At 54.6% G+C, this 26,256-nt stretch carries 24 protein-coding genes, 1 tRNA gene and 1 pseudogene; 12 read left to right on the top strand and 14 right to left on the bottom strand.

What is annotated here, in order from left to right:
• Window positions 1–25: 25 nt before the first annotated feature.
• The 7 genes from QZT71_RS06060 to QZT71_RS06030 form a co-directional block, all read right to left on the bottom strand.
• Window positions 26–1,975: a 6-phosphogluconolactonase gene (locus tag QZT71_RS06060; protein ID WP_295913882.1), complete on the bottom strand. Its 1,950-nt coding sequence runs from the start codon at window positions 1,973–1,975 to the stop codon at window positions 26–28.
• The gene (locus tag QZT71_RS06055) at window positions 1,972–2,637 is read right to left on the bottom strand and encodes a carbohydrate-binding family 9-like protein (protein WP_295913880.1); all 666 of its coding nucleotides are present in this window, start codon (window positions 2,635–2,637) and stop codon (window positions 1,972–1,974) included. The genes QZT71_RS06060 and QZT71_RS06055 overlap by 4 nt, the downstream gene beginning before the upstream one ends.
• A 27-nt stretch (window positions 2,638–2,664) precedes the next feature.
• Window positions 2,665–3,768, bottom strand: a complete 1,104-nt coding sequence (locus QZT71_RS06050) for an aminoglycoside phosphotransferase family protein (RefSeq protein ID WP_295913878.1) — start codon at window positions 3,766–3,768, stop codon at window positions 2,665–2,667.
• A 250-nt stretch (window positions 3,769–4,018) separates the two neighbouring features.
• Window positions 4,019–4,984 carry a type I phosphomannose isomerase catalytic subunit gene (locus QZT71_RS06045; RefSeq protein ID WP_295913875.1) on the bottom strand — a complete coding sequence of 322 codons (966 nt, stop codon included), beginning with the start codon at window positions 4,982–4,984 and terminating at the stop codon, window positions 4,019–4,021.
• 5 nt (window positions 4,985–4,989) lie between these two features.
• A complete protein-coding gene (locus QZT71_RS06040) occupies window positions 4,990–5,172 on the bottom strand; it encodes a hypothetical protein (RefSeq protein WP_295913874.1) in 183 nt (60 codons plus the stop codon).
• A gap of 15 nt (window positions 5,173–5,187) precedes the next feature.
• Window positions 5,188–6,300, bottom strand: coding sequence for an ROK family protein (locus tag QZT71_RS06035; RefSeq protein WP_295913873.1), 1,113 nt, complete (start codon window positions 6,298–6,300; stop codon window positions 5,188–5,190).
• A 10-nt stretch (window positions 6,301–6,310) separates the two neighbouring features.
• The gene (locus QZT71_RS06030) at window positions 6,311–7,480 is read right to left on the bottom strand and encodes a sugar MFS transporter (RefSeq protein ID WP_295913870.1); all 1,170 of its coding nucleotides are present in this window, start codon (window positions 7,478–7,480) and stop codon (window positions 6,311–6,313) included.
• A gap of 176 nt (window positions 7,481–7,656) precedes the next feature.
• Between QZT71_RS06030 and QZT71_RS06025 the strand changes: the two genes are divergently transcribed.
• The 8 genes and pseudogenes from QZT71_RS06025 to QZT71_RS12540 form a co-directional block, all read left to right on the top strand.
• The gene (locus tag QZT71_RS06025; RefSeq protein ID WP_295913868.1) at window positions 7,657–8,571 is read left to right on the top strand and encodes an endonuclease/exonuclease/phosphatase family protein; all 915 of its coding nucleotides are present in this window, start codon (window positions 7,657–7,659) and stop codon (window positions 8,569–8,571) included.
• Between the two features lie 172 nt (window positions 8,572–8,743).
• Window positions 8,744–9,838: a glycoside hydrolase family 76 protein gene (locus QZT71_RS06020; RefSeq protein WP_295913936.1), complete on the top strand. Its 1,095-nt coding sequence runs from the start codon at window positions 8,744–8,746 to the stop codon at window positions 9,836–9,838.
• A 357-nt stretch (window positions 9,839–10,195) separates the two neighbouring features.
• The gene (locus tag QZT71_RS06015; RefSeq protein ID WP_295913866.1) at window positions 10,196–11,272 is read left to right on the top strand and encodes a hypothetical protein; all 1,077 of its coding nucleotides are present in this window, start codon (window positions 10,196–10,198) and stop codon (window positions 11,270–11,272) included.
• Window positions 11,273–11,307: 35 nt separating this feature from the next.
• Window positions 11,308–12,081, top strand: coding sequence for a hypothetical protein (locus QZT71_RS06010; RefSeq protein ID WP_295913864.1), 774 nt, complete (start codon window positions 11,308–11,310; stop codon window positions 12,079–12,081).
• Window positions 12,068–12,487 carry a hypothetical protein gene (locus QZT71_RS06005; protein WP_295913863.1) on the top strand — a complete coding sequence of 140 codons (420 nt, stop codon included), beginning with the start codon at window positions 12,068–12,070 and terminating at the stop codon, window positions 12,485–12,487. Before QZT71_RS06010 ends, QZT71_RS06005 begins: the two co-directional genes overlap by 14 nt.
• Before the next feature lie 253 nt (window positions 12,488–12,740).
• Window positions 12,741–13,160 (top strand): hypothetical protein, encoded by a 420-nt coding sequence (locus QZT71_RS06000; protein WP_295913860.1) that lies wholly within the window; start codon window positions 12,741–12,743, stop codon window positions 13,158–13,160.
• Window positions 13,161–13,519: 359 nt separating this feature from the next.
• Entirely contained in the window at window positions 13,520–14,017 is a 498-nt protein-coding gene (locus QZT71_RS05995; RefSeq protein ID WP_295913857.1) for a hypothetical protein, read from the top strand.
• Window positions 14,018–14,069: 52 nt separating this feature from the next.
• Window positions 14,070–14,633: pseudogene (locus tag QZT71_RS12540) on the top strand (DUF4329 domain-containing protein); the annotation flags it as partial.
• 32 nt (window positions 14,634–14,665) lie between these two features.
• Here the strand turns inward: QZT71_RS12540 and QZT71_RS05990 are convergent.
• The 3 genes from QZT71_RS05990 to QZT71_RS05980 form a co-directional block, all read right to left on the bottom strand.
• Window positions 14,666–15,760, bottom strand: coding sequence for a site-specific integrase (locus QZT71_RS05990; protein ID WP_295913855.1), 1,095 nt, complete (start codon window positions 15,758–15,760; stop codon window positions 14,666–14,668).
• A gap of 166 nt (window positions 15,761–15,926) precedes the next feature.
• Window positions 15,927–15,999: transfer RNA gene (locus QZT71_RS05985), tRNA-Lys, on the bottom strand.
• A gap of 127 nt (window positions 16,000–16,126) precedes the next feature.
• Window positions 16,127–17,431, bottom strand: coding sequence for a glycoside hydrolase family 2 TIM barrel-domain containing protein (locus QZT71_RS05980; RefSeq protein WP_295913852.1), 1,305 nt, complete (start codon window positions 17,429–17,431; stop codon window positions 16,127–16,129).
• A gap of 121 nt (window positions 17,432–17,552) precedes the next feature.
• Between QZT71_RS05980 and QZT71_RS05975 the strand changes: the two genes are divergently transcribed.
• A complete protein-coding gene (locus QZT71_RS05975) occupies window positions 17,553–18,005 on the top strand; it encodes a type I restriction enzyme HsdR N-terminal domain-containing protein (RefSeq protein WP_295913850.1) in 453 nt (150 codons plus the stop codon).
• On the opposite strand, the gene QZT71_RS05970 is transcribed toward QZT71_RS05975, so the two are convergent.
• The 4 genes from QZT71_RS05970 to plsY all read right to left on the bottom strand — a co-directional run bounded on the left by QZT71_RS05970 (window position 18,000) and on the right by plsY (window position 22,490).
• On the bottom strand, window positions 18,000–18,743 hold the full coding sequence (locus tag QZT71_RS05970; protein WP_295913847.1) for a LytTR family DNA-binding domain-containing protein: 744 nt from the start codon (window positions 18,741–18,743) through the stop codon (window positions 18,000–18,002). The genes QZT71_RS05975 and QZT71_RS05970 overlap by 6 nt on opposite strands.
• Entirely contained in the window at window positions 18,736–19,806 is a 1,071-nt protein-coding gene (locus QZT71_RS05965; protein ID WP_295913844.1) for a sensor histidine kinase, read from the bottom strand. The genes QZT71_RS05970 and QZT71_RS05965 overlap by 8 nt, the downstream gene beginning before the upstream one ends.
• A gap of 158 nt (window positions 19,807–19,964) precedes the next feature.
• Window positions 19,965–21,665, bottom strand: a complete 1,701-nt coding sequence (locus QZT71_RS05960) for an AMP-binding protein (RefSeq protein ID WP_295913842.1) — start codon at window positions 21,663–21,665, stop codon at window positions 19,965–19,967.
• Window positions 21,666–21,788: 123 nt separating this feature from the next.
• On the bottom strand, window positions 21,789–22,490 hold the full coding sequence (gene plsY / locus QZT71_RS05955; protein WP_295913839.1) for a glycerol-3-phosphate 1-O-acyltransferase PlsY: 702 nt from the start codon (window positions 22,488–22,490) through the stop codon (window positions 21,789–21,791).
• 154 nt (window positions 22,491–22,644) lie between these two features.
• Here plsY and QZT71_RS05950 point away from each other — a divergent pair, with 154 nt between their 5' ends.
• The 3 genes from QZT71_RS05950 to QZT71_RS05940 form a co-directional block, all read left to right on the top strand.
• Complete coding sequence (locus tag QZT71_RS05950; protein WP_295913835.1) at window positions 22,645–23,634, top strand: YitT family protein; 990 nt, start codon at window positions 22,645–22,647, stop codon at window positions 23,632–23,634.
• A gap of 11 nt (window positions 23,635–23,645) precedes the next feature.
• Window positions 23,646–25,004 carry a tRNA (N6-isopentenyl adenosine(37)-C2)-methylthiotransferase MiaB gene (miaB, locus tag QZT71_RS05945; RefSeq protein ID WP_295913832.1) on the top strand — a complete coding sequence of 453 codons (1,359 nt, stop codon included), beginning with the start codon at window positions 23,646–23,648 and terminating at the stop codon, window positions 25,002–25,004.
• Window positions 25,005–25,025: 21 nt separating this feature from the next.
• Window positions 25,026–26,256 (top strand): DEAD/DEAH box helicase (locus QZT71_RS05940; protein WP_295913830.1); only part of this gene is annotated, 1,231 nt, incomplete at its 3' end.

The raw sequence follows: 26,256 nt of genomic DNA, 5'->3' as shown, positions 1-26,256 counted from the left end.
AATTGGTATATTATAATATTCGGTGTCAGAACATCTTGACGAATACCTCGATTGCCTGGTATTCGGCCATGCCGAGGCGGTCGTAAAGGCGTGCGGTATTCTGCGTCCGCTCCTCGGCGCGCTGCCAGAACTCGCGGGGGTCGCTGCCCGGGAAGGGCATGATGTCCTTTTGCGAGAGGTGGCGGTAGATGGCGTGGCGCTTCATAATCAGCTCGTCGGGCGACAGGGGAACGGCCATGTCGACCATGCCGAGGTCCCACTCCATCCAGGCGCCGCGGTAGAGCCACAGGTGGCACTCCTTGAGCCATTCGTCGTCCTTGATGACCTCCAGTGCGCCGAGGATGGCCTCCATGGCGGTGCGGTGCGTGCCGTGAGGGTCGGCCAGGTCGCCGGCGGCGTAAATCTGGTGGGGTTTCACCTCGCGGAGCAGGTTGACGATGATTTCGATGTCTTTCTCGGTGAGCAGCCCTTTCTTGATGCCGCCCGTTTCATAGAACGGCAGGTTGAGGAAATGGGCGTTGGTGTCGGGGTTGAGTCCGAACGAGCGCACGGCGGCGCGCGCCTCGGCGCGGCGGATAGCGCCTTTCAGGTCGAGCAGCGGCCGCGGTTCGGGTTCGCCCTTTTTCTTGGTGGCGATGATTTTCTCGACTTCGGCATAGTGGTCGCCGAAGCCCAGTTCGCGCGCCGTGTCGATGTTCTGGAGCACCACGTCGTCGTGTACGGCGACGTTGCCCGAAGTTTCGTAAGCTACGTGCACGTCGTGTCCCTGCTGTACGAGGCGGATGAACGTGCCGCCCATCGAAATGACGTCGTCGTCGGGATGGGGCGAGAATACCACTACGCGCTTGGGGAACGGACTCGACGGCACGGGGCGCGTCGAGTCGTCGGCGTTGGGTTTGCCGCCCGGCCAGCCCGTGATGGTGTGCTGCAGGTCGTTGAATACGTCGATGTTAATCTGGTCGTAGGCGCGGCCCTGCTCGAGCAGCTCGCCCAGCGAATTTTCGATGTAGTCCTTGTAGGTGAGTTTCAGAATCGGCTTCTGCACCACGCCGCACAGCCATACCACGGCCTTGCGGGTGAACTTGGGCGTCCATTTGCAGGGACCGACGAGCCACGGCGTCTGCTCGCGGGTGAGCATCTGCGCCGCATTTTCGTCGATTACCACCTCGATGTTGGGGTGCGCCTGCAGGTTCGAGGCGGGAACCTGGCCGGTGATTTCGCCTTCGACGACTTTCTGTACAATTTGGGCCTTCTCTTCGCCCCATGCCATCAGGATGATTTTATCGGCACGCATGATGGTGTCGATGCCCATCGTAATCGCCATCTTGGGGGTGTTCTCCAACCCGAAGAATGCACCCGACTGGATTTTGCGGGTGTTGTGGGTCAGCTGCACCAGCCGCGTGCGCGACTTGGCATAGGAGCCCGGCTCGTTGAATCCGATTTGGCCGTCTTCGCCTACGCCGATAATCATCAGGTCGATTTTGCGAACCGAGTGGTCGTACGAGGCGCAGTACTCCGAAATCTTATCCTCGGGTACCGTGCCGTCGGGGATATGGATATTCTCGGGCAGGATGTCGATGTGGTTGAGGAAGTCCTCGTGGATGCGGAAGTTGCGGCTCTGCTGTTCGGTCGAGCGGATGGGGTAGAATTCGTCGAGGCTGAATACGGCCACGTTGCGGAAACTGATGTGTCCCTCCTTGTGCCGTTTTACCAGTTCGCGGTAGAGCCCGAGCGGCGTGCGGCCCGTCGTGAGCCCGAGCACGAACGGCTGCGACTCTTCGTAGACTTCGTTCGAGCAATGGAGCTCGTTGTAGGTGCGGATTGCCTTGACGATGGTGTCGGCGACGTACTGAACGCCCGTATATTCGTTCTCGTAAACCGTCGTGCGTATTTTTTCACAACGGTGGATGATGTCGCGCGGGGTCGATTCCTCGATCAGGCCCCCGTCTTTCGGAAGTGAATATTTGTTGTTCATATCTTTGAAAATTTAATTTGTTCGAAAAATCCCGGCACGTGGAAATCGGGCTTCGGCGCCGTGATGGGTTTCCACGATAGAAAGTGGGGTTGCGAGAGTTTATCCCCGCATTTGTAGAGGTTTACGGATGCCTGGACGCCGCTCCAGTCCGTCAGCGAGTGCATGAACAGCGCCTGCGGCGGAATGGCCAGCACCACCGACCAGCGGTTGTCGCCCTCATGCTCGGGGAACGGACGCGGGCCGAGGCTCGGGGTGCGAAGCACGGAAGCCAGGATTTCGGGTGAAGCGTGCGTGGCGTGTGCACGCTCCTTGCGGAAACCCAGCAGCAGGCGTCCGATGCAGGTGCATTCGAAGTTGTAGTAGTAGCCGCTGTCGTCGGGAGCGATGAAAAACTCCACGCACGAATCGGTCCAAACTTCTCCGTTGTCCTCCGTGACACGAGCCGCCGTCCAACGTTCTTCGACGTCGAAGCGCAGCATCAGGTAGCTGCCCGTATGGAACATGCGGAACACGACCTGCGGCGTGTAGGGAAATTGTTTCGGCCAGTTACAGCACGCTATCGGCTGCGGTTCGAGTTCTCCGAAAGCGGTCTCGACCGCCCGTTTGTCAATCGGGACGACGCCCGTTATTTTCCGTATCTGCATCCTCTCTTTCTCCGCCATGTCGTTCCGCTTTTTTGCTGTCCTGCCTTACGCTTTCCGGTATTTGTCCGCCGTCTCCGCCACGATGCGGCACATTTGGTCGTAGTGCTCTTCCATGCTTTGCAGCAGGCGGTACTGGGCGTGCGTGCGTACGAGGTTGTGGTCGGGGTATTTGATTTTATAGTAGGTGTCGCCGTCGATGTAGTCCATCAAAAAGCGCAGCACCTGCTCGTAGGTGATGTACCGGGCCGAAAAAGCCAGGTGGTCTGTTTCCGCGTCGGTGAGCTGTTTCGCCCGCTGCGAGAGGTAGCCGTCGGCGTAGGCGCGGAACATTTCGAGCGAGATGCCCACGCGCGACAGGTCGCGGTCGTCCTCGTCGCCCGTATTGGCGTAGGAGCGGATTGCATCGCCGAAGTCGTTGAGCGACGGCGAGTTCATGACCGTGTCGAGGTCGATGGCGCAGAGTACCTCGCCCTGTTTGTCGAACAGGATGTTGTTGATTTTGGTGTCGTTGTGCGTCACGCGCGTGGGAATCGTGCCGTCCTCGACTTTCGACCAGAAATCCAGCATTCCGGCGCGGCGCGATTCAATCCAGCCGATCTCTTCGGCGAGCTTTTTCTTACGGCCTGCGGCGTCGCGTGCCAGGGCTTCGTCCCACTGCACGAAGCGGTGGCGGATGTTGTGGAATCCCTTGATTGTTTCCGCGAGCGGTTCGGTGAAATCGGCCAGCTGCGCCTGGAACTTGCCGATGCCCTCGCCGCCTTTGCGGGCCAGTTCCGGGGAGTCGGCTTTGTTGTAGGCCGTCGTGTCGTCGATGAAGACCGATACGGCCCAGTATTGGCCGTCGCCGTCGATGTGGTACAGGCGTCCGTCCTTTGCCGGGACGACGGTCATCACTTCGCGCCGGGGATCCCCGCCGGCGGCGATTACGCCCCGGCGGATATGCTCCGTAACCCGGCGGATGTTGTCCATCATGGCCGGTACGTCGGGAAATACGTATTGGTTTTTGCGCTGAAGGATGTAATCCGGTGTCCCCGCTTCGGTGCGGACGATGAACGTGTCGTTGATAAAACCCTCGCCGAGCGAGTCGATGGCCGTCACACGGCCCTCCAGGGCGAAACTCGATGCAATCTCTCTTAATTTCTGCTCCATAGCGTCAGCTTCTCTGTGATTTTCCCGGTTTGCCGGTTGCACCTCCAAAGGTACTAAAAAGAACGGAGCCGTGCAATGAAATCGAGCAAAAATAAAAATATTTTCACAACCAGGCGTTCTGGGTAATTATTTTTATTATCCTCGATTGCGATTGTGTGTAAATTTAGTGTGGCGCCGCGCGGGCATAAAAAATCCGGCAGTCGGAACTGCCGGATTCGGTCTTCAGGGGCTTCCCGCGGGGAAGTTCAGATTATTTGATATAGCTGGTCAGCATTTTCAGTTTGCCGCCGGGTGTGACCGTGAGCGATTTTGCGGTAGCCGGCAGCAATACCGTTTCTCCTTGGTGGAGGGGCATTTCGTTGCCGTTGTCGTCGGCAATCGTCCCTTTGCCTTCGACGCAGATTACGACGACGAACGAGTCGAGCGCCGAGTAATCGATTGTCTGCGGTGCGGTCAGGTCGTAGAGCGACGTGGTGAAATAGGGGCACGATACCAGTTCCACTTCGCGGTCTTGCGCCTTTTCGTATTTCGTACGGTAGTCGGGCAGTACGGTGTAGTCGATGGCGCCTTTCGCAAGCTCGGTGTGCAGCTCGCGGGTGTTGCCGTCGGCATCCTTGCGGTTGAAGTCGTAGATGCGGTAGGTGATGTCCGAGGTTTGCTGGATTTCGGCGATGAAAGCGCCTGCGCCGATGCTGTGGACACGGCCCGCCGGCAGGAAGAAGAGGTCGCCGGGGTGTATCTCGTATTCGGCGAGGATGTCGGTGATGGTGTTGTCGTTGACGCTGGCTTCGTATTCGGTGGGCGTCACCTGCTTGGCGAATCCCGAGCGGAGCCGTGCGCCCTTGTCGGCGTCGACGACGTACCACATCTCCGTCTTGCCTTTCGATTTGTGACGTTCCCAGGCCAGTTCGTCGTTCGGATGCACCTGAATCGAGAGATCCTGCCGCGCATCGATGAACTTGATCAGCAGCGGGAACTCCTGCCCGAAGCGTTCGTGGTTGGCTTTGCCGAGCAGCGCCGCGCCGTGGCGGGCAATCAGCCCGGGCAGGGTAGTGCCGGCCTCGGGGCCCCCGGCTACGACCGATTCGTTGCCTTTGACGCCCGACAACTCCCAGCTTTCGCCGACCTGGTGCTGGCCGGAGGTTATTTGTTTGTAGGGGACGATTTTTTCGCCGCCCCAGATTGTCGATTTGAGGATGGGTTGGAACTTATACATATCTTTTATTCTCGTTTAACTGCCGGCCGGTAATTGACTATTCCCAAAGCAGAGGATGCCAATGCCAGCCAGAACGTAATCCGGATGAGCGTATCGGTTTTGTCGTCGTTTATGAAATAGATGCATGTCAGCACTCCTGCCGCTGTGAGCAACAAGGCGATGTGGACATACAATGCGAACTTTTTCATAACGGCGGCATCGGATTATTGTTGTTGTTTCTTTGCGTCGAGCTGGCTCAGTGCGAATGCGTAGGCGCCGACCGAGATGGCGTTGCTAGCGCCGAGTTTCGAAATCATAACGCCGATGCGCTTCTGGGGATCGTATGCCACGTAGCGGTCGGTGCCGTACACTTTCAGCGCACGCTGGTCGCCCTTGGCGAACTCCTTGAACTCCTCTTCGTTGTCCATGTCGTAGACTTTCATCTGCACGCGGTTCAACTTTTCGCCCGTGATGGTGTGCATCTTGCCGCGCAGCTCTTTCAGCAGGCTGGGCATAATCCATTTGCGGGCGCCCGTGATGCCGCCGCCGATGACAATCAGTCCGTCGATGAGCGTTATGGCCGTAGCCATGGCATCGCCGGCGATTTCGCCCATCTCGGCGAATGCCTTGCGCGCCGCTTCCGTATCCCCCTCGCGTTTGCCGTCGGCAATGTCGCAGAGCTCTTTCGGTTCGAGGCCGTGGTCCGGGTTGCCGGTCAGTTCGCCGTAGACGCGCTTCACGGCACGGATGGCCGCACCGTCTTCGACGATTATGCCGGGCATTTTCTTGTGTTTCAGACAGAACGTTTCGACACACGAGTTGTCGCCGCGGTTGAGTTCGTTGTTTACAACGATTCCGACGCCGAGGCCCGTGCCGAAGGTGTAGCCCACCAGGTTTTTGTAACGTTTCGGGCTGCCCAGCGCTTCGAGTTTGGCGTTTACCTCGGGCAGCGCGCCGCCCAGCGCCTCGCCGTAGGCGAACAGGTCGCCGTCGTTGTTGATGAAGACCGGAATCCCGAATTTGTACTCGAGGAATGGCCCCAGCGCCACGCCCTCGCGGAACGAGGGGAAGTTGGGCAGGTAACCGCCGATGATGCCGTTCGGATAGTCGGCCGGGCCGGGGAATGCGAAGCTGATGGCTACGGGTTTCTCCTCCAGTTTGTCGATAATGGCCTGGAAGCCTTCGACCATCGTGGCCAGGCACTTGTCGAGGTTGTCGGCATTCGAAGGCAGAGTGATGGGGTCGACGATGAATTTGTTGGCCTGCATGGCGCCGAATACGAGGTTCGTGCCGCCGGCGTCGAGTGTGATTACCACCCGGTTGTCGTATCTGTACATGGTGTTGTATTTATTTGTTGGTTTTGGCTTTGATGCTGTATGCGCAGAAAATCAGGTAGGCGGCGCATGCCGTCAGGACGAGGAGCGAGCCGATTTGCGACCCGACGGTTTCGGTCAGGATGCCCATGAGCGGGGGAATGATTGCACCGCCGCAGACACCCGTAATCATCAGTCCCGAGATTTCGTTGGCCTTGTCGGGCCGGCGGCGCAGCGCCAGCGAGTAGACGATCGGGAAAACGCAGGAGAGGGCGAATGCGAAGACGCCTACGCATATGAGTATTTCGAGGTAACTGCCGGCGAAGTAGAGCATGCCCAGCGCTGCGAGCATCATCACGAGGTTGACGCGCAGGTAGCGGATGTCCGAAAGACGCGCCAGCAGGAAGGCGCCGATGAACGCGCCCGCCGTGCGGCAGAAAAAGTAGACGCTCGACCCGAGCCCGGCGTCGGCGATACCGAGATGGCAGCGCTCGAGGAGCAGCTTCGGGGTCAGCGTGTTCATGCCCACGTCGAGGCCCACGGTGCAGAGGATGCCGACGAAGAAAAGCAGGATGTGGCTGTCCTTGAGCAGCGAGAACGTTTCCCCGACCGAGCTGCCGGACTGCACGGCGACCTGCTCTTTGGGAATCGAGGTCATCATCAGCCACAGTGACGAGAGCAGCGTGATGGCCGCGAAAATCGGGAACAGGTACTGCCAGTTGCCGAATACGTTCACCGCGAAGAGTGCGATGATGGGGCCCATGAACGACGAGACGGCTTTCACGACCTGTCCCGTTGTCAGCGAACTGGTCAGCGACTCGCCCGATACGACGTTGGTCAGCAGGGGGTTGAGCGATACCTGCAGAATCGTGTTGCCGATACCCAGCAGGGCGAACGCCACCATGCAGGTGGCGAAATTATACGATACGAACGGAATCAGCATGCCGACGATTGTGATGGCGTTGCTGATTTGCACGGTGCGTTTGCGGCCGATGCGGTTCATGCCCAGCGCCACGGGCACCGAGAGCAGCAGGAACCACAGAAATACCATCGAGGGAATGAAGCCCGCGAGGGCTTCGCTCAAATTAAAATCGTTTTTGACATAGGTGGTCGAGATGCCGACCACGTCGCAGAAACCCATCACGAAAAAACTGAAAAGGATGGGCAGCACTTTGGATACAGGAGTTTTGCGGGCTGATTCCATTGGTTTAGGTTATTAGCATCGCAAAGATAGTAAAAATAACCGAACCTTGCGGCCCGTGGCCCGAAAGTGTACTATTCCGGCAGAAATATTTACTTCTGCGGATTGTCCGGAGCGCTTCGTTTCGTCCGTTTTTCGTACCTTTGCTTCATCCGTAAAACTTAAAACCGCTTGCCGTCATGCAAAAAATGCTGATTCTCGTCCTGTGTGCCGCCGTGGCCTTCGGTGCCGCTGCGCAGGAGCTGACCGTAGCCACGTACAATATCCGCAATGCCAACAATGGCGATGCCGCCCGGGGAGACGGGTGGGAGCGCCGCTGCCCGTGGGTGTGCAGCCTGATCGAATTCCACGGGTTCGATATTTTCGGGTCACAGGAGGTGCTCGACGGCCAGTTGTACGACATGCTGGCGCAGCTCCCCGACTACGGTTACATCGGCGTAGGTCGCGACGACGGCATGACCAAGGGCGAATATTCGCCGATATTCTACAAAAAGGAGCGCTTCCGCCTGCTGGATGAGGGCCATTTCTGGCTCTCGGAGGTCACCGACCGTCCGAACAGGGGCTGGGACGCGGCGCTGCCGCGCATCTGTACCTGGGGCCATTTCCTCGACAAGAAGACTAAACGCCGGTTCTGGTTCTTCAACCTGCACATGGATCACATCGGCGTGCAGGCGCGCGAGGAAAGCGCCAGGCTGGTCGTGGCGAAGATACGCGAAATGTGCGGCCCCCGGGAGTTCGTGATCCTGACGGGCGACTTCAACGTCGACCAGAACAACCATATCTATACGACGTTCACCACCTCGGGCATCTTGAGCGATTCGTATGAAACGGCCGCGAAACGCTATGCCCCGAACGGGACGTTCAACAGTTTCAGCCCCTCGCTGAAAACCGACAGCCGGATCGACCATATCTTCGTGTCCCCGTCGGTGCGCGTGCACAATTACGGCGTGCTGACCGACACGTACCGTACGGAAACGGAGGAAAGCGCCGGGGAAATCAAGTCGGGGGCTTTCCCGAAAGAGGTTTCGCTGCACAGCTACGAGGCGCGTACGCCGTCGGATCACTTCCCCGTGGTCGTGCGGCTCGAATTCTGAAAAAAGGCCTGCGGCCTGTCCGGAAACCGGTGGGGCCCGATTATAACCTGATACTGATATGATGAAGAGACTTGTTTTTGCCGCCATGCTCGGAACGGTGTGCTGCGCGGCGGGCTGCGGACGGACGGCGGCGGTAGCTCCTTCCGGGGAACATTACCAATTTGCCGAAGAGATGTTCCGCAAGGTCTGGGCGCTCTACCGGGTTCCCGGACACGGGCTTTTCTCCGAATATTATCCCAACAGCTACCGTCCCGACGTGAACTACTTCGAGGATGGTGCGAAGAACGCGCAGGAGGTGTCGTTCCTCTGGCCGATGGACGGCGTTTTCACGTCGGCCGTTGCGCTGGCCGGGATTGAGCCCGGGAAATACGGCTGCTATGTCGATTCGATGGCGATGGCCGTCGAGCAGTATTACGACGATGCGCGCGTGCCGGCCGGTTACCAGGCCTATCCCGTGAAAATGGGCAAAGTCGACCGCTATTACGATGACAACGGACTCGTGGGGCTTGCTTATATCACGGCGTACGGCGTAACCCGCAACCCGGCGTATCTGGAAAAGGCCAAGCAGGTGATGACCTTTATTTTGAGCGGCTGGCGGCCCGATTACGACGGGGGCGTATCGTGGCTGGAAGGGGTGGCGAACCAGAAGCCGGGCTGCTCCAACGGCAAGGCGATGATGCTGGCGCTGGAGCTGTACGGGGCGACCAAAGACCCCTATTACCTTACGACGGGCCGTCGGTTTTACGACTGGATTGACGCCTATCTGCACGATCCGGAGTTGGACATCGTCTGGAATTCTTGGCTGACACAGCCCGGGGCGCGCCTGGACAAGGCGGTCTATTCCTATAATACCGGCCTGCTGTTGCAGGGCGCCGTCGCGTTGTATCGCTATACGGGGGATACGGCCTACCTCGGCAACGCCCGCCGCCTGGCCGAGGGGGCCCGCAGGTTCTATTTGCAGGAAACGCAGGCCGGACAGCCCGCAAACCGCGACCTGCCGTGGTTCTACCTGGTGTTGTTCCGGGGATACCACGACCTTTACAATCTCGACGGCGATTCGAAGTACGTCGACATTTTCATTCGCTGGATGGACTGGGCCCGGGAAAATGCACGCGACAGGGCCGGCCTGTTTTACAACGACTGGTCAGGCAACAGCGACGAAGCCAACACGCCCAAGTGGCTTTTGGACGAGTCCTGTATACCCGAGTTTTTTGTCCGTGCGGCGATGATTCGCGGGGAAGTGCCGTCTGCCCGCCCGGCGCGATAGAGTGGAATGCGTGCCGGCTGCTTTCGCCGGCAGGTAAAAGTGCCTGGTAATCCTCGATTATCAGGCACTCTTTTTTTACATTTTTTCAAGGTGTCGTCCGTTTTACAAAGTGTCGTCCTGCAGCTCCGCCGGTTGAGCGAACAGCCAATCTACGCTGTGCGACCAGCCGAAGAGGCTGAAAAACGGCAAGTCTGCGGACCGGATTCAGGGTATTTTCGACGTGTCATTGCAATGTAAGTGAATTATTTTTCCAATGTTCTGATTATTAGTGCTGTATGGTGGCCTTGTAAGGTTGTTGCAGCTTGGCGTTTCGGGATTTATCTGCTAACTTTGAAATACACGTCGGCTGATAAACCTATGGAAAAGATGTCGCTCAAGAAAGGAATAATCTGCATCCTCATTTTGCTTTGCGGACTCCCGTTGCATCCGGCCGACGGCCAACAGGCCTGCCGGGCACTGAACCCTGTGCAGGTCGAATCCCGCAGCCGGCATTACCGGCAGGCGTATCTCGAAATGGCGGATATGCTCGACGGGAAAATCCCCTTGAGCATAAAACGTGCGGTCTTCCTTGCGGAGTGGGCCTATCTCGACGGCGAGCTCGATTACGACGCTTATTGCCTCGGCATCGATACGGCCGTCGCGTTTCTGCAAAAGTTCATTGCTTCAAACGGACTTGAACAGTACAAGACCGGAAAAAACCTGGCGCTGACGGAATACTTTATCCGGCCCTATTCCGGAAACGGGTATAAACCCTTCACCTACGATTTCGACGATACCGGGGGCAAAGCCGATTTTACGAAACAATTCGTAACCAAAGTCATGCGGACGCACAGCGGGCAGTGCCGTTCCCTGCCGATGTACTACAAAGTGCTGGCCGAGACCCTCGGCGCCGAAGCATATATCGCGTATGCCCCTGCCCATGTGTTTATCCGCTACCGGAACGAGGATAAGATGTATCCCGAAGAGTGGGTGAACGTCGAACTCACCACGCACCAGATCACCCCGGAGTTCTTTTACAAGGAGCATTTCGAAATCAGCGACAAGGCCATCGAGAATAAGATCTATCTTACTCCTCTGACGGATCGTGAAACCGTTGCGGCGCAGCTTGCCGACCTCGCGTTCGGGTACCGGAACAAATTCAAATATTACGACGCATTTACCCGCCTCTGCGCGGAGAAATCGCTGGAATACTATCCGCAGCACCCCAAAGCGTGCATAATTCTGGGCAAGTCGCTCGATGCGGCCCTTGTAAAACATCTGAAGGAAAACGGGTATAAGGAGGACGCTTATACCCGGCAGCTCGAAGCGCAATCGGCCGCTCTTTATGAAAAACTGAAAGCATTGGGCTGGGAAGCTATGAGTGAGGAGTTGTATGATAAACTCGAAAAAGGCAACGAAGAGGGGATGAAAATGCAGGAAGCAACCACCCAATAAACTACCGATAAAATAACCCTTAAAATTATACGATTATGAAACCTAAACTTTTGACCGCTGCGATTTGCATTATCGCATTATTTTCAGTAGATTTGACCTACGGGTATCATCCGATTTCGCCGTATGCGTATTGTGCCGGGAATCCGATTAAGTATGTTGATCCGGATGGGCAGGAATACCGCGTATCCTTTCATGGAGATGGAGCGCGAGAGTTGTTTGAACAGATTTACAATAGCGGATTTAACGGACAGTTTAAAGTAACATTGACAGATACCGATACGAAAGGAGTATATAAAGTCGGATTGGAAGCCACAAAAGGCGGTGGCGATTTGAGTAAACTGTCCGAGGGTGCACAAAGTTTTTACAGGGGCACAAAGGAAGTTGTAGACCATGAAACGCGGGTTGTGAATATGGCTGTATATAATGGTAAGGCGGGCGTCAATACCGGGAGATATTCCGATGGAGCGATAGATGTCGCCGATATGTCTCAGTTTGCACCGATGGACCCGAATGCCGCAGTTCAGCCGGCTGCGACCCAACAGGGAAAAATGATGCACGAATTGCGGGAACAATATGGCAAAGTTATATCAGGAGTTCCGTCGGGCAGTAGTAATATGATATTGCATAATCACGAACGTGCGATTGGCTGGGAAAACGCTGTAAACAGGAATACCCGTCTTCCGGATGCAACATACAGTAATGGAGGCGTAGTTGTCCAATCATACCAGTTACCTAACAAAACAGTAAACAAGCTCATTATTTCAACAAGACCACCGATAATAAAAGTTACACCTTATGGAAAACGTTAAAAGATTGTTTTTGATAGTGCTGTGCCTAGCCTTTTTTTCATGTTCTGAATGTAAAGAAGACTCCGTTTTTAAGACCAATTTTCAGAATTGTCTCGATATCGTGGATTTGGTTCACTATAAAGGCTATTATTCCGATTTAGGGACCCGATTGCACGCCTTTGAATGTCTTATTGCTATTACCGGTTACGAAGGCAGTGTCGATCTTTTTGGCGAACCTGTTGCTATCTATACTTATCGTGAAGATTTAGATAAGGATCTGAATATCTGGAAACAATGGTATGAGGCAAACAAATGCTCTTTTACCCTTGCAAAGGCCGATTCCCTAATTGCGCGATATAGAGAAGTCATCGGCGATCCGGAATTGACATGGCCTGTGCGGGACAGTGTCAAAGTTTTTGAGCTTTAGTCCCGACTGCTCTTTGCGGGTATATTTATCCTCGGCTATTATCCTGCCGACCGCGGAGTTATCCGCCGTTCAGATGAGGATTATAGCGTTGTGGGGGCTACCTGTGTATTTTGAGAGGCAGGAACTCCTTCGCTGGTGGAACCGATGTCCTCTGTTGAAGGGACACTTTCGTTTAAAGAAAATCAAAATGGAGGCGGAACTGTAAACAGACTGCTTATTAGAACTGAAATACCGATAATAAAAGTTACACCTTATGGGAGCCGTTAAAAAATTATTTCTGATAGTGCTTTGCCTGAACAGCCTGTCGTGTTCAAAATGTAAGGAAGATAAGGCTTTCAAGGCCGAGTTTCAGAATTGCCTTGAAATCGTGGATTTAGTTTTTAGTGAGGGTTATTATTGCGATGATGGAACCCGAATGCACGCCTTTGAATGTCTTATCGCCATTACCGGTTACGAAGGCCGTGTCGATCTTTTCGCCAATACCCCTGCTATCTATCACAATGATGGAGAGTTAGATAAAGATCTGAAGAAATGGAAACAATGGTATAAGGCAAACAAATGCTCTTTTACCCTTGCAAAGGCCGATTCCCTGATTGCGCGATATAGAGAAGTCATCGGCGATCCGGAATTGACATGGCCTGTGCGGGACAGTGTCAAAGTTTTTGAGCTTTAGTCCCGACTGCTCTTTGCAGGCATATTTATTCTGGCTTGTTACCCGGAAACGATATCGGATTTTATAAAACTACTTACAATTTTATCAAAAAGAATATCTCGATGTTCCGGTTTATAGACATGCCCGATGAGCATTGGAACATGCAACATTTCTTTAGGGTTTCAATGCCGCTGATTCATACGGATACAATATTGCTACTGACGATATGATGAACAGTTTTCCTTAAGGGCTATATCCTCGTATCAGAAAAAACTAAGCCGGATTTAGCTATGTCAGCACCTCTGGAGATACATCTGTAACACATTACATAGAAGTTTATATCGACAAAGATCAAAATATAAATTATAGATTTTACGACAATGAAAAAGACTACCGAAATGCTGTGTCCAACTGGTAAGAAGACGCGTATTTTTATTTGGGCCGTAATTATTCTGTCATGTCTGTATATATTGATTGATCCGATTAACCGATATTTCCAGGAGGGTATATTGGGTTTGGTCAGTTATAAATCATATCTTTACTCTGCACAGGATATGTTTTTTGCTCTGTGTGCTGTAATCGGGCTGCTGAATCTTACAAAGTATCCTCCTCTGGGGTGGACATTGGCAAATATAGCTATTGCGGGGTTTATTGTTTTCCCAATCTATTGTCTTTGTGCAGGGGTGTTATTCCGAACCAATATCATGGATTTATTGTGCATTATGCCCATTCTTTCAGTCATCTTATTATTTGTCATAAATAAAAAAGGTTGCAGACCTGAATACTGGTATTTTTATTTGCCGGTAATCTTCATTTTGACACTTGGTGAAATTATATTTATCGTGTACGCCAGCCGAAATTATCGCTTGATGGGTTGAAAATGGACATAACGTGAATATTCATTGATAAAGGATCGGTAAGAAATTTTCTATGGTAATTCGAAAGACTGGAATGAAAACATTCCGGTCTTTATTTATATCCACCCAAACTATTTATAGTGAACTTACCAAGCCTAAACTTTTGACCTCAGCGATTTGCATTGTCGCTTTATTTTCAGTAGATTTGACCTACGGGTATCATCCGATTTCGCTGTATGCGTATTGTATGGGAAATCCTATTCGATTTGTCGATCCGGATGGAAGACAACCCGGTATTGCTTTCTCATCTCGAAATGCAGCAGTCCTAAATTGGGGAAATTATTACAATGGGAAATCCATATTAACCGGAAAAGAAATGGGATCTTCAATATATGTCGATATAAGGAATAATAAAACTGTCTACATATATACTGATGCCACAATAGGTGGCAAAGCTGGGGTTACACCGAGTGTCGCTCCTGATGGAAAAACGAGAGTGGCTACTATACACTCACATGGTAAATTTGAAGGGGGATACTTAAATAATGAGTTTTCTCAAACGGATAAAGATAATGCTGAAGTTAGAAAAGCAGATAACTATCTTGCGACGCCTAATGGTACGTTAAAGAAATATGAATGCAAAACAAAGAAACCACTCTTAGTACGGATTTACCATGCGAACCCGCAGATCCGGACAGGAGAAACAGAACATCTCCAACAGATGTGCCATTCCAATCCTATCTGCTCACCCAGCGTCTTTAACTCCCGATTGACTTTCCGCAGAACCTTGTGTGTGCGGTTGAAAATCTGTTGTGCTGTTTTGTGTTCTGAGCGGTCGAGGATAGGGAAGATATAATCTTCCTGTGAATGGTTTGCCTTGCTGTATTTCTCAATAATCTGCATGGCGTTCGGGACGAGTTGAAAGGACAACAATTTCTGCGTTTTGTGACGGGAGTAGTAAATCCTGCCGTCCACAATATCGCAGTAACGCAGGGTAGCCATATCCGTAAAATTAATGCCTGCCGTGTAGTAGGAGAATAGAAATATGTCCCGTGCAAACTCGGCATAGTCCGTCCTATAATTAGGGGCTATCTCCAACGCAACGAGTTTCTGTATATCCTCTTTCGTGATGGCTCGTTTCCTCGTCCGTGTCCATAGGCTACCGACCTTGTATTTTGCAAACGGATTTATCTTTTGGAGAAACAAACCCTCTGCAAGAGCCTTGTTATAGGCGGCCTTAAAGATGGCAAATTTCGTGGCTATGCTGTTGTTTACATTGCCCTCTTTACGCAGGAACAATTCAAAATCACGCAGGAACGCTAAATCTATTTCATCGAACCGAGTGTTCAGCGACCTAAATTCAGACAGGCGGGAGAGTAGGGAACGGTGTTTGGATGCCGAGCCGTATTTGCCGAGTGTTTCCAGCCGTTCGATGGTCTGTTTCAGATATTCTCCAACAGAACAATTCAATCGCTTGCTGTTCTGTTCAAAGAGATTTTCAAAGGTTACGGGAATATCCATAATCTCTAAACGCTGGATTTTCTTCTCGTACTCTTTTACTTTGGCTGTTATCTGAAACTGAATATTGTCCCTGTCGGGGCAGTCGTCCGTTACCTTTTGTGCTTCTGCGTCCCAATGTTTAAGCGCAACGGAAACGCCCAATCCGACTGCCTTTTTGCGTTTGCCCTGAAAGAATAAAAGGCACAATGGAGAGGTGGAATTTTTATAAATAATTTCTTTGCGGCATATAACTTTGAATGTCATTTGATTACATTGTTATATGCAGTTGGATGTGTAGTTCTCTATGTGGAGCCTAATGTGTACCCTGCACCCTCAAACGGGCTGTTTTTGCCCTAAAAATGCCAAAGGGGAAGGAATAGTATAAACGTAAAAAAGACCGATAATCATTGATTATCAGTCTTTTGCTTTGTACCCCCTCAGGGGCTCGAACCCTGGACCCCAACATTAAGAGTGTCGTGCTCTACCAACTGAGCTAAAGAGGCATCAATCCTTTCGGATTGCGAGTGCAAAATTAGTGATATTTTTTATTATTGCAAAAAAATCCCGAAAATTTTTTCGGGATTTTTATCGTGTTATGTCGGTCAGGACTGGCGCAAGGCTATTCCGGGATTATTCCAGTTCCAGTTTGTCGCTGTTCCACTCCCCTGCGGCGTCGGGGTAGATAAAGGGTCGCGAATCGCCGAACTTCTTCATGTTCAGGTAGCTTTCGTAGAGGTTGATGCCGTTGGCCGATTTGGTGGCCAGTGCGAAAGCGATTACCGACGGATGGCGTTTCGAGGTGTGGTAGCTGTCTTCGGTGCGTTCGATATAGGCTCCGAGCCATTCGGGGGCGTTCGAGGGATTGCCGCCTACACGGCGCGAATCGCCGCTGCTTCGGGTGTCTATCGGGGCCTGTGGAATCACGTACATTCCCATCGTATCGCACGTGTCGTACAATGCCGGCGATACGGGGCCCGGCAGGAGCTTGAGCGTATTGTAACCCTGTGCGCGCAACGCGGCGATTTCGCTTCCGTCGAGCTGCGGGGGAACTTCGCGCACGCGCAGGGTGACGGGTATGCCGTTTACAGCCAGCCGGCCGTTATTCGTTTCGAGCGTGCGGAATCCGAGCGGGAAGTTCATATACTCCAGGTAGCGGCCCTCGTGCTGGGTTTTTACCCGCAGGTCGAGGCGCGTCGGCCGGTCGGGACTCCAAAGCAGGCTGTCGGGAATACGGGCCAGGAACCGCAGGGTATCTTCCCGGCGCATGTCGAGCGTGATATCCTTATGCCCGACAGCTATGATGCCGCCTGCCGGGTTCAGCAATTCGTAGTAAACGCGCGAAGTGCGCGGGTTGAGGGCTTCGCTTTTGACCACGAGCCCTACTTCGGCCGTGGCGACCTGCGCCTCGTCGTTGCTGCGCCAGGTTTTGGTAAACACGTCGCGTACGCGCAGCGTAGGCTGGCTCAAGAGCCATGCCCGGCCTATCGCAGGTTTATCGGCGCTTTTCCAGCTTTCGAGCCGCGCTACCTGCGAAGGCTCGCTGACAACGACCTCCAGGGTATTGCGTCCCTCTTTGGCGTAACGCGTGAGGTTGAATTCTGCCGGGAGGTTGCCGTCGCTGTTGTAGGCGACCGTACGTCCGTTGATGCGCACCTCGTAGTCGGCCGATGCCCGGTCGAGGTGGAAGAGCACCTGCCGGTTCGCCCATGCGAACGGAACGGTGAAATCAATCGTGAAGCCGTTTCCCTGCTGTGTCCACTCCGTCAACTGCGTCAAGTAGCGGTTATCGCCGTTTTCCGCTGCCGCAGCCTCGCCGGGGGTGGGGTAGGCGAGTACTTCGCCCCGTGGCAGTTCGCGTCCGTAGGACGGGGTATACTCCTGTGCGTGGAGCGCACGGCCTGAAAAAAGTGCTATGATTAAAAAAATACGCCTCATACGTTTATTTTTTGACCGTCATTTCCGCTGCCCGGGCAAAACGAGCTTGCGCCTGCCCCCGCTTAACGAAAATGTTCGTATATTTGTGCACGTAAAGATAGTAAACTTTTCCGGAACTCAAATGTCGACACTTCCTAAACTCAATTTTCCTGCCATCCGGCTGCGTGCCCGCCGCCGTGGGGAGCAGGTCGAAGTGTGGGACGAACTGCGGGGCATTTACCTCGTGCTGACGCCCGAGGAGTGGGTGCGCCGCCACCTGATTGCCTACCTCGTGTCGCATTGCGGCGTGCTGCCCAAGCGGGTCGTGCAGGAGTATGCCGTGCCGGTCAACGGGCAGCCGCAGCGCGCCGACGTGGTCGTGGTCGGCGATAGGGCCGAGCCGCTGGTGCTGGCCGAATGCAAGGCGCCGGAAATACGAATCGACGAGCGTACGCTCTCACAGGCCGTGCGTTACAACTCGGTGCTCGGAGCGCGGTTCGTCATCCTGACCAACGGCCTGCGGCACTATTGCTGCGAGTACCGTGACGGCGCCTACGTCCAGCTATCCGGATTCCCGGACTTTTCGGCCTTATAGATTCTTGAAATTCGAGTCGATGTAACGCTGGAAGGTTTCCTTGTAGTTTTCCCCGATGGGAACGTATTCGGTGTCGCTGAGGAATATCCGGCCGCGGACATATCCCTTGATGCAGCGCAGGTTGACGATGTAGGAGCGGTGTACGCGCATGAACGTTTCCGAGGGCAGCGCCGCTTCCATATTCTTGAGCCGGAACAGGGTGGTGATCGTCGAACCGTTGGCCAGGTGCATGCGTACGTATTCCCCCTCGCTTTCCAGATAGACGATGTCGCTGATTTTGACCAGCGAAACCTTGTAGTCGGCTTTGACCGAGATATACTCCTTGTCGCGCGGCAGGGCTTCGGACACGGCCTCCGTCGATATGGTGCGCTGGTTGTGGCGCAGCTCGTAGAGGGAGTTGGCCTTGCCTGCCGAACGGCTGAAATCGGCGAAGCTGAACGGCTTGAGCAGGTAGTCCACCGCATCGAGTTTGAATCCCTCGACCGCATATTCCGAATAGGCCGTCGTGAAGATCACCATCGGCCTCTCGACCAGCGAGCGCACGAACTCCACGCCGCTCAAGTCGGGCATGTTGATGTCCACGAATATCAGGTCGACGTGTTGTCCTGCGAGGAACTGCTGGGCTTCGAGCGCATTGTTGCACGTTGCCGCGAGCTCCAAATAGGGGATTTTCTGGATGTAGCTTTTTAACTGACGCAGAGCCAACGGCTCGTCGTCGATGGCGATACATTTAAGCATTGAGCGTAGGTATTACGAGTTTTACGGTATAGGTAGGGGGTTCCTCCCGGATTTCGAGCGAGTAGTTTTTGGGGCCGTAAATCAGTGCGAGGCGTTTGCGGACGTTTTCCAGGCCGATTCCGGCGTTGGCTTTACCCTCTTTCGATGCGTGGAGGCTGTTGCTGATGGTGCCGGTGACCTTGCCGTCCGCATAGTCGACGCGCATGTGTATGAACGACGGGTTGCTGTAGCTCACGCCGTGCTTGAAGGCGTTTTCCACGAAGACAATCAGCAGCAGCGGCGGAATCGAAACCTGCTGCGGCAGATCGTGCGGGTACTCCACGCGGATGTCCACGGCGTCGGTATAACGGATTCGCATCAGCCCGATATAGTTTTCGATAAACTGCATGTCCTTGTTCAGGGAGATAATCTCGCGTCCTGAATCGTAGAGCACGTAACGCATCATCTTCGAAAGCTCGATAACCGCGTTCTTGGCGTATTCCGTGTCGATGTCTATCAGCGCATGGATATTGTTGAGCGTGTTCATGAAGAAATGCGGGTTGATCTGGTACTTCAGGTAATCCATTTCCGCTTCCAGGTTCTGCCGCTTGAGCTCTTCCATCTGCTGTTCGTCGCGCATCGACTGGTAGATGAGTTTGATGCCCGTGTTGGCGCCCGTCATGAAGAATCCCAGCACGACGTTCCAGTACATCTCCAGGTTGGAGAACGAGGCCTTGCGGTAGGCGTCGATGGCTTCGGGGTCGCTGTGGGGCATGAAATGGTCGGTGAGGCGTTCTTCGTAGATGTCCACCAGCCAGAATACGGCGATGATGAGCGCCAGGTCGCAGAGCAGGTAGCTCTTGTATTTGCGGCGCAGCATCAGCCGCGGGGCGAGAACGGTGTTGTGGATGATGAAGATGATGAAATAGGGGGCGATCTGGCGCCATGCGATGAGTACGTTCTCCAGGTTGATGTGCAGCTCGGACATCATCTGCGAATTGAGCACCGGTACCAGAATGATGGCTGCCCACACCATTACGTAGAGCAGGTTTTCACCGACGGTTTGCTTGCGGGTCATTTTCATGCCGTAAAGATAATAAAAAAAAGTTACCCGGTATTTCCGGGTAACTTCTGTGAAAAAAGCAGGTAACCGAACTATTAGTGACGCCTCATTGTTGGAATGGATTCAGTGACTATGAAGAATTTGGGATAGAGAATCCAAGTGGTTACCTGCTGGGTCTTTTATTTGCTCAATAGCGAAGGGCTGTATAGATAACGTTTGATACTTCGTTTCGGTGTCTTTTCGAACTCGGTGGGGTAGATGACCAGTTCCGAAACACGCGAATAGGCAGCCAGCAGGGAGTTGAGTTCCGTGAGGTTGTTCTGCATGATCTGCGGCAGGTCGTTTTTGTCCACGCCTTCCTGTTCGGCCTGTTCGTAGTCGGGGACGACCAGCGCCTTGAGGCGTCCTTCGCCCGAGTCCAGTATGAGGGATTCGAGTACGAGGTACATGTTGTTGAGTTTGTCCTCGATCTCTTCGGGATAGATGTTCTGTCCGCTTCCGGAGAGAATCATCGTCTTCGAACGGCCGCGGATGTAAAGCGTGCCGTCGGGATCCATGGTAGCCATATCGCCCGTGTGCAGCCAGCCGTCGGGCTCGAGCACCTTCTGGGTGTCTTTTTCGTTCTTGTAATAGCCTTTCATCACGTGTTCGCCGCGGACGATGATTTCACCGGCCACGTTCTGCGGGTCGGGCGAGTCGATTTTGACTTCGAGCAGCCCTTGCAGGTAGCGGCCGCAGGATCCGGCCTTGAACTCGTTGTCGGGCGTAAAACTGATGAGCGGCGCACACTCGGTCATGCCGTAGCCGATGGTAATCGGGAATTTGATTTTCATCAGGAACGCTTCGGTTTCCTGATTCATCGGGGCGCCGCCGACGATGAATATGTCGACGTTGTTGCCGAATGCTTCCAGCAGTTTTTTGCGAATCACCGAGTAGATGGCCGTGTTGAGCAGCGGAATTTTCACGGCAATCGACATCGGGCCTTTCTCGAGCATCGGCATCACCTGCTTGCGGTAGACTTTTTCGAGAATCATCGGCACGCAGCAGATGACCGTCGGCCTGACCACCGCCATGGCTTCCAGCAGGATTTTGGGCGAGGGAATCTTACCCAGCAGGGTGACATGCCCGCCCACGGCCAGCGGCGAGAGGAAGTCGAATGCGCAGCCATAGGCGTGCGCCAGCGGCAGGAACGACAGCGTACGCCCGCCCTTGCGGAAATAGAGGGTGTTGGTCTGGGTGTTGACCATCTCCCGGGCGAACTGTACGTTGCCCGTCAGGTTGTTCACCGTGAGCATCACGCCCTTCGAATAGCCGGTGGTTCCCGACGTGTAATTGAGCAGGATGACCTGGTCGTTGGGGATTTCCGGATATTTGATGTCGTTTATGCTGAATCCGCGCGGATATTTGGTGCGGTAGTTCTTCAGGATGTCGCGCTGGAATTTGGTGAGCGCCTTGCCGTCGCGTTCGTAGACGACATGGAAGTCGGTGAGCGAGAACACGGCTTCGATTTGCCGGATTTGGTCCTCTTCGATGTTATCCCAGAAATTGTCGCCCAGGAAGAGCATGCGGCTCTCCGAGTGGTTGATGATGTGGATGATGTCGGCCGGAGTGAAATCCTGCAGAATCGGCACGATGACGGCGCCGTAGGTGATTGTCGCTAAATAGGTTATGCACCAACGGGGATTGTTTCGGCCGATTAACGCGATTTTGTCGCCCTGTTTGATTCCGGCCTTTTTGAAGAGGAGGTGCAGCTTGGCAATCTCCTTGGCCATCTCATAATACGAAAAAGTTTCCTCCTTGAAGTAGTCGGTCAGCGCCGGCATTTCACGGTTGTCGCGGAAACTCGCTTCGTATATTTTTATCAGGTTCTCCTGTAACATAGTCGCGTCCTAATTCGAGACAAAGATAGACTAAAAAAACGATTTTACCACAAAATTCCGGTATTTTTATCCTTTATAGCCGGCATTTTGCACCGAAAGTCCTGTCGGAACGGTTCCGGACGGTTACTGTTTGTCGTCTTTTTTTGACTTGCCGGGCTCGACTTTTACGTGCCGGGGTTTCCAGATGTATATCTTCGATTCGGTGCCTGCCTTGAGCCGCTCGATGTTCTTGCGGTGAGTGTAAATCAGCAGGATGGCGATGATGAACGAAAAGACGATGAACGGCACCAGGTGGTTGACTTTCGGCGAGATGAGCGTGAATACGGGGAAACTGCAGCCTGCGACCATCGACGCCAGCGATACGTAATGGGTGACCATCAGCACCAGGAACCACACGCCGAAACAGAGCAGCACGAGCGGTGCGTTGACGCCCATGATGGCGCCGACGAGCGTCGCTACGCCCTTGCCGCCGCGGAAATTGGCGAAAATGGGGAAGATGTGCCCCACGACGGCGGCGAATACGGCGATGAAGCGCAGGATGTAGAACCAGTCCTCGTTCGCGCCGTTGGCGAAAACGCTGTCGTATTTCATCAGGTCGATGATTGTCACGGCTACGAAACCCTTCAGGAAATCGAGCGCGAAGACCGGGAGCGCGGCGCGGCGGCCCAGCACGCGGAGCATGTTGGTCGTGCCGGCGTTTTTGCTGCCGTGTTCACGGATGTCGATGCCGTAATATTTCTTGCCGATCCACACGGCGCTCGGAATCGAGCCCAGCAGATAGGCGATGATAATCATGGTCGTAGCGGTGTAGTATGTGAGAATCATAGTGGTTTAACGTGGGTTTGTATAATGCAAATATAATAATAAAATCCGGAAACGGAAGTTTCCTGCGAAAAATCCATGCCCTATCGCTGGCGGATTCGGGGGAATATCGTATCTTTGCATACTTTATAAAGATAACAATAAAGCATAACAGGGTATGAATACAAAGGCATTGCTGGAGCCTATGGGCTCGTGGGCGTGGTGGCGCTCGTGGTTCCTGATTTTTTTCGGCTGCTCGATCATGGGCGCCGGCTTCGTGCTTTTCGTGAATCCCTATAACTTCGTGCCGGGCGGCGTGTACGGTATGGGCATCGTCCTGCACAATATCTTTCCCGCGATTCAGGTGGGTACGTTCGGCTATATGTTCGACGTGCCGCTGATGCTCACGGCCATGCTGGTTTTCGGCGGACAGTTCGGCACGCGCACGGTGCTGGCGGCACTCTATACGCCGGGCTTCATGAACGTGCTTACGCGGCTGGTCTATCCCGATGCCGCGGCGGTCGAGAGCCTCGACCCGTCGCTGCTGCTGGGCGGCCGGCTCGATTTGTCGAACGACCTGCTGCTGACGTGCGTCATCGGCGCCGTGGTTATCGGTATCGGACAGGGCATCGTCGTGCGCCAGCAGGCCACTACGGGCGGTACGGACATCGTGGCGATGCTGCTGCAGAAATTCGCGGGCATCCGGTTCTCCTCGGGCATCTTCCTCGCCGACGGATTCGTCGTGCTGTCGGGCCTGGCGGTCATCGGCTTCGGACTGGGGACGGGCGAGGCGGCTGCGAACGGCTGGATGCTGACGCTCTATTCGCTCATTACGATTTACATCTCCTCGCGGGTCATCGCTTACCTGCTCGACGGTGCATCGTACGATAAACTGCTGTTCATCATCAGCGACCACCACCGGGAGCTCAAGCGCTTCATCATCGAAGACCTCGACCGCAGTGCGACCTATATCAAGTCGAAAGGCATGTATACGGATGCGTCGCGGGATATGATTTTCCTGGTCGTCAGCCGCAAGGAGGTGCGCCTCGTACAGCACAAAATCAAGGAAATCGATCCTGCGGCCTTCGTGGTCGTGACGGATGCCTACGAAACGTTCGGCGAGGGATTCAAGCAATTTCCCGACAAGAACGAGATTCAGGCGGAATAACAGAAAAGAACGTGGAATTCAAACTCAATACGAATACATTGCGCCCCCTGTCGGGCGCCGGACGCAAACTTTTTGTCGAAACCTACGGCTGCCAGATGAATGTCGGCGACACCGAAATCGTGGTGTCGGTGATGCAGCGGGAGGGATACGTGTACACCGAACGAATCGACGAGGCGGATGTCATCCTGATTAACACCTGTTCGATTCGCGACAATGCCGAGCAGCGTATCTGGGGGCGCCTCGCGGAGATGAAACGCTACCGCCGGGCCAAACCCGCGCTCATCGTGGGCGTCATCGGCTGCATGGCCGAGCGGCTCAAGGAGAAACTGGTCGAAGGCCCTTACGGGGTCGACGTCGTGGCCGGCCCCGACGCCTACCGCGACCTGCCGCGCCTGGTGCGCGAAGCCGAGGCGGGCGGCAAGGGCGTCAACGTCCTGCTCTCGACCGAGGAAACCTATGCCGAAATCGCTCCCGTGCGGCTGGATCGCAACGGCGTGAGCGCCTATGTGGCCATCATGCGCGGCTGCAACAACTTCTGTTCCTACTGCGTGGTGCCCTATACCCGGGGCCGCGAGCGCAGCCGCGATCCGGAAACGATTGTCGCCGAAGCCCGCACGCTGTTCGGGAACGGCTACCGCGAGGTGACGCTGCTGGGGCAGAATGTCAATTCCTATCATGCCGGGGAGGTCGACTTCCCGGAACTGATGCGCCGCGTGGCGTCGATTTCGCCCCTTCTGCGCGTGCGTTTCGCCACGTCGCATCCCAAGGATATGAGCGACCGCCTGCTCGAGGTCATGGCCTCGATGCCCAATATCTGCCGTGCCATCCACCTGCCGGCGCAGTCGGGCGCCACGTCGATGCTCGAGCGCATGAACCGCAAATACACCCGCGAGTGGTACCTCGGCCGCGTCGCCGCCATCCGGCGTTACCTGCCCGACTGTGCCGTTACGACCGACCTGATTGCGGGGTTCTCGGGGGAAACCGAGCAGGAGCATGCCGCGACGCTGTCGCTGATGCGCGAGGTCGGTTATGAATTCGCCTATATGTTCAAATACTCGGAGCGTCCCGGCACTTTTGCCCAGAAGCACCTGCCGGACGACGTGCCGGACGAGGTGAAGTCCCGGCGCCTTTCCGAGATTATCGCCCTGCAGAACGAACTGGGGCATGCAAGCAACCTGCGTGACGTGGGCCGCGAATTCGAAGTGCTGGTCGAGGGAACGTCAAAACGCGACCAGAACCAGCTTTCGGGCCGTACATCGCAGAATAAAGTCGTGGTCTTCGACCGCGGCGGACACCATGTCGGCGACTACGTGCGCGTGCGCATTACGGGCTGTACGCCCGCGACATTGTTCGGAGAAGAAATTTTTTAAGGATAAAAATAAATACGTAATATGCGATTTGACGAACTCGAGCTGGAGGATGAGATCCTCGACGGACTCGAAGATATGAATTTTCAGGAAATGACCCCCGTGCAGGAGCACACCATTCCGGTAATCCTCGAGGGGCGTGACATAATCGGCTGCGCCCAGACCGGAACGGGCAAAACGGCGGCTTATACGCTGCCGTTGTTGAACAGGCTGCTGCTCGAGGGCAACGAGGACAATGTGATAAAGTCGATGATTATCGTGCCGACCCGCGAGTTGGCGCAGCAGATCGACCAGCAGTTCCAGGGCTTTTCGTACTACCTGCCCGTTTCGACCACGGTTGTTTACGGCGGCGGCGACGGCAAGGGCTGGGACGTGCAGAAGCGGGGCATGCTGATGGGTTCCGACGTGGTAATCGCCACTCCCGGGCGCATGATTTCGCATATTCAGAACAGCGGCGTCGACCTTTCGCACGTCGAGTGCCTGATTCTCGACGAAGCCGACCGCATGCTCGACATGGGTTTCAGCGAAGACATCATGAAAATCGTGTCGTACATGCCCAAGGAGCGGCAGACGATTATGTTCTCGGCGACGCTTCCCCCGAAGATCCGCGAGCTGGCCAAAACGATTCTGCGCAACCCCGCCGAGGTCAATATCGCCATTTCGAAACCCAACGAGGCCATCGACCAGTCGGCATATGTCTGCTACGAGAACCAGAAGCTGGGCATCATCCGCGAGATGTTCGCCGAGCCGACCGACTCGAAGACGATTATCTTCTCCTCCTCGAAACTCAAGGTCAAGGAGCTCGCCCATACGCTCAAACGCATGAAACTCGATGTGGCCGCCATGCATTCCGATTTGGAGCAGGCCCAGCGCGAGGAGGTGATGCTCAACTTCAAGAACAACAAGGTGACCATACTCGTGGCTACGGATATCGTGGCGCGCGGTATCGACATCGAGGACATCGGACTGGTCATCAATTACGACGTGCCGCACGACCCCGAGGATTACATCCACCGTATCGGCCGTACGGCGCGTGCCGCCGCTACGGGCAGCGCCGTGACGTTCGTCAGCGAGGAGGAGCAGGGCAAGTTCCATGCGATTGAGAAATTCATTGAAAAGGAGATTCGTAAGGCCGATCTTCCCGCCAGCGTGGGCAAGGGCCCCGTATACAATCCCGCGGTCAATAACGGCCGGGGTGGTTTCGGTCGTGGCCGTAGCGGCCGCGGAGGTTCGGGTGGCGGTCGCGGACGCGGCA

Source organism: uncultured Alistipes sp., from assembly GCF_902388705.1.
Lineage (GTDB): Bacteria > Bacteroidota > Bacteroidia > Bacteroidales > Rikenellaceae > Alistipes.
The sequence above is the reverse complement of the archived record's forward strand: the minus strand, read 5'-3'. Positions and strand labels throughout refer to the sequence as shown.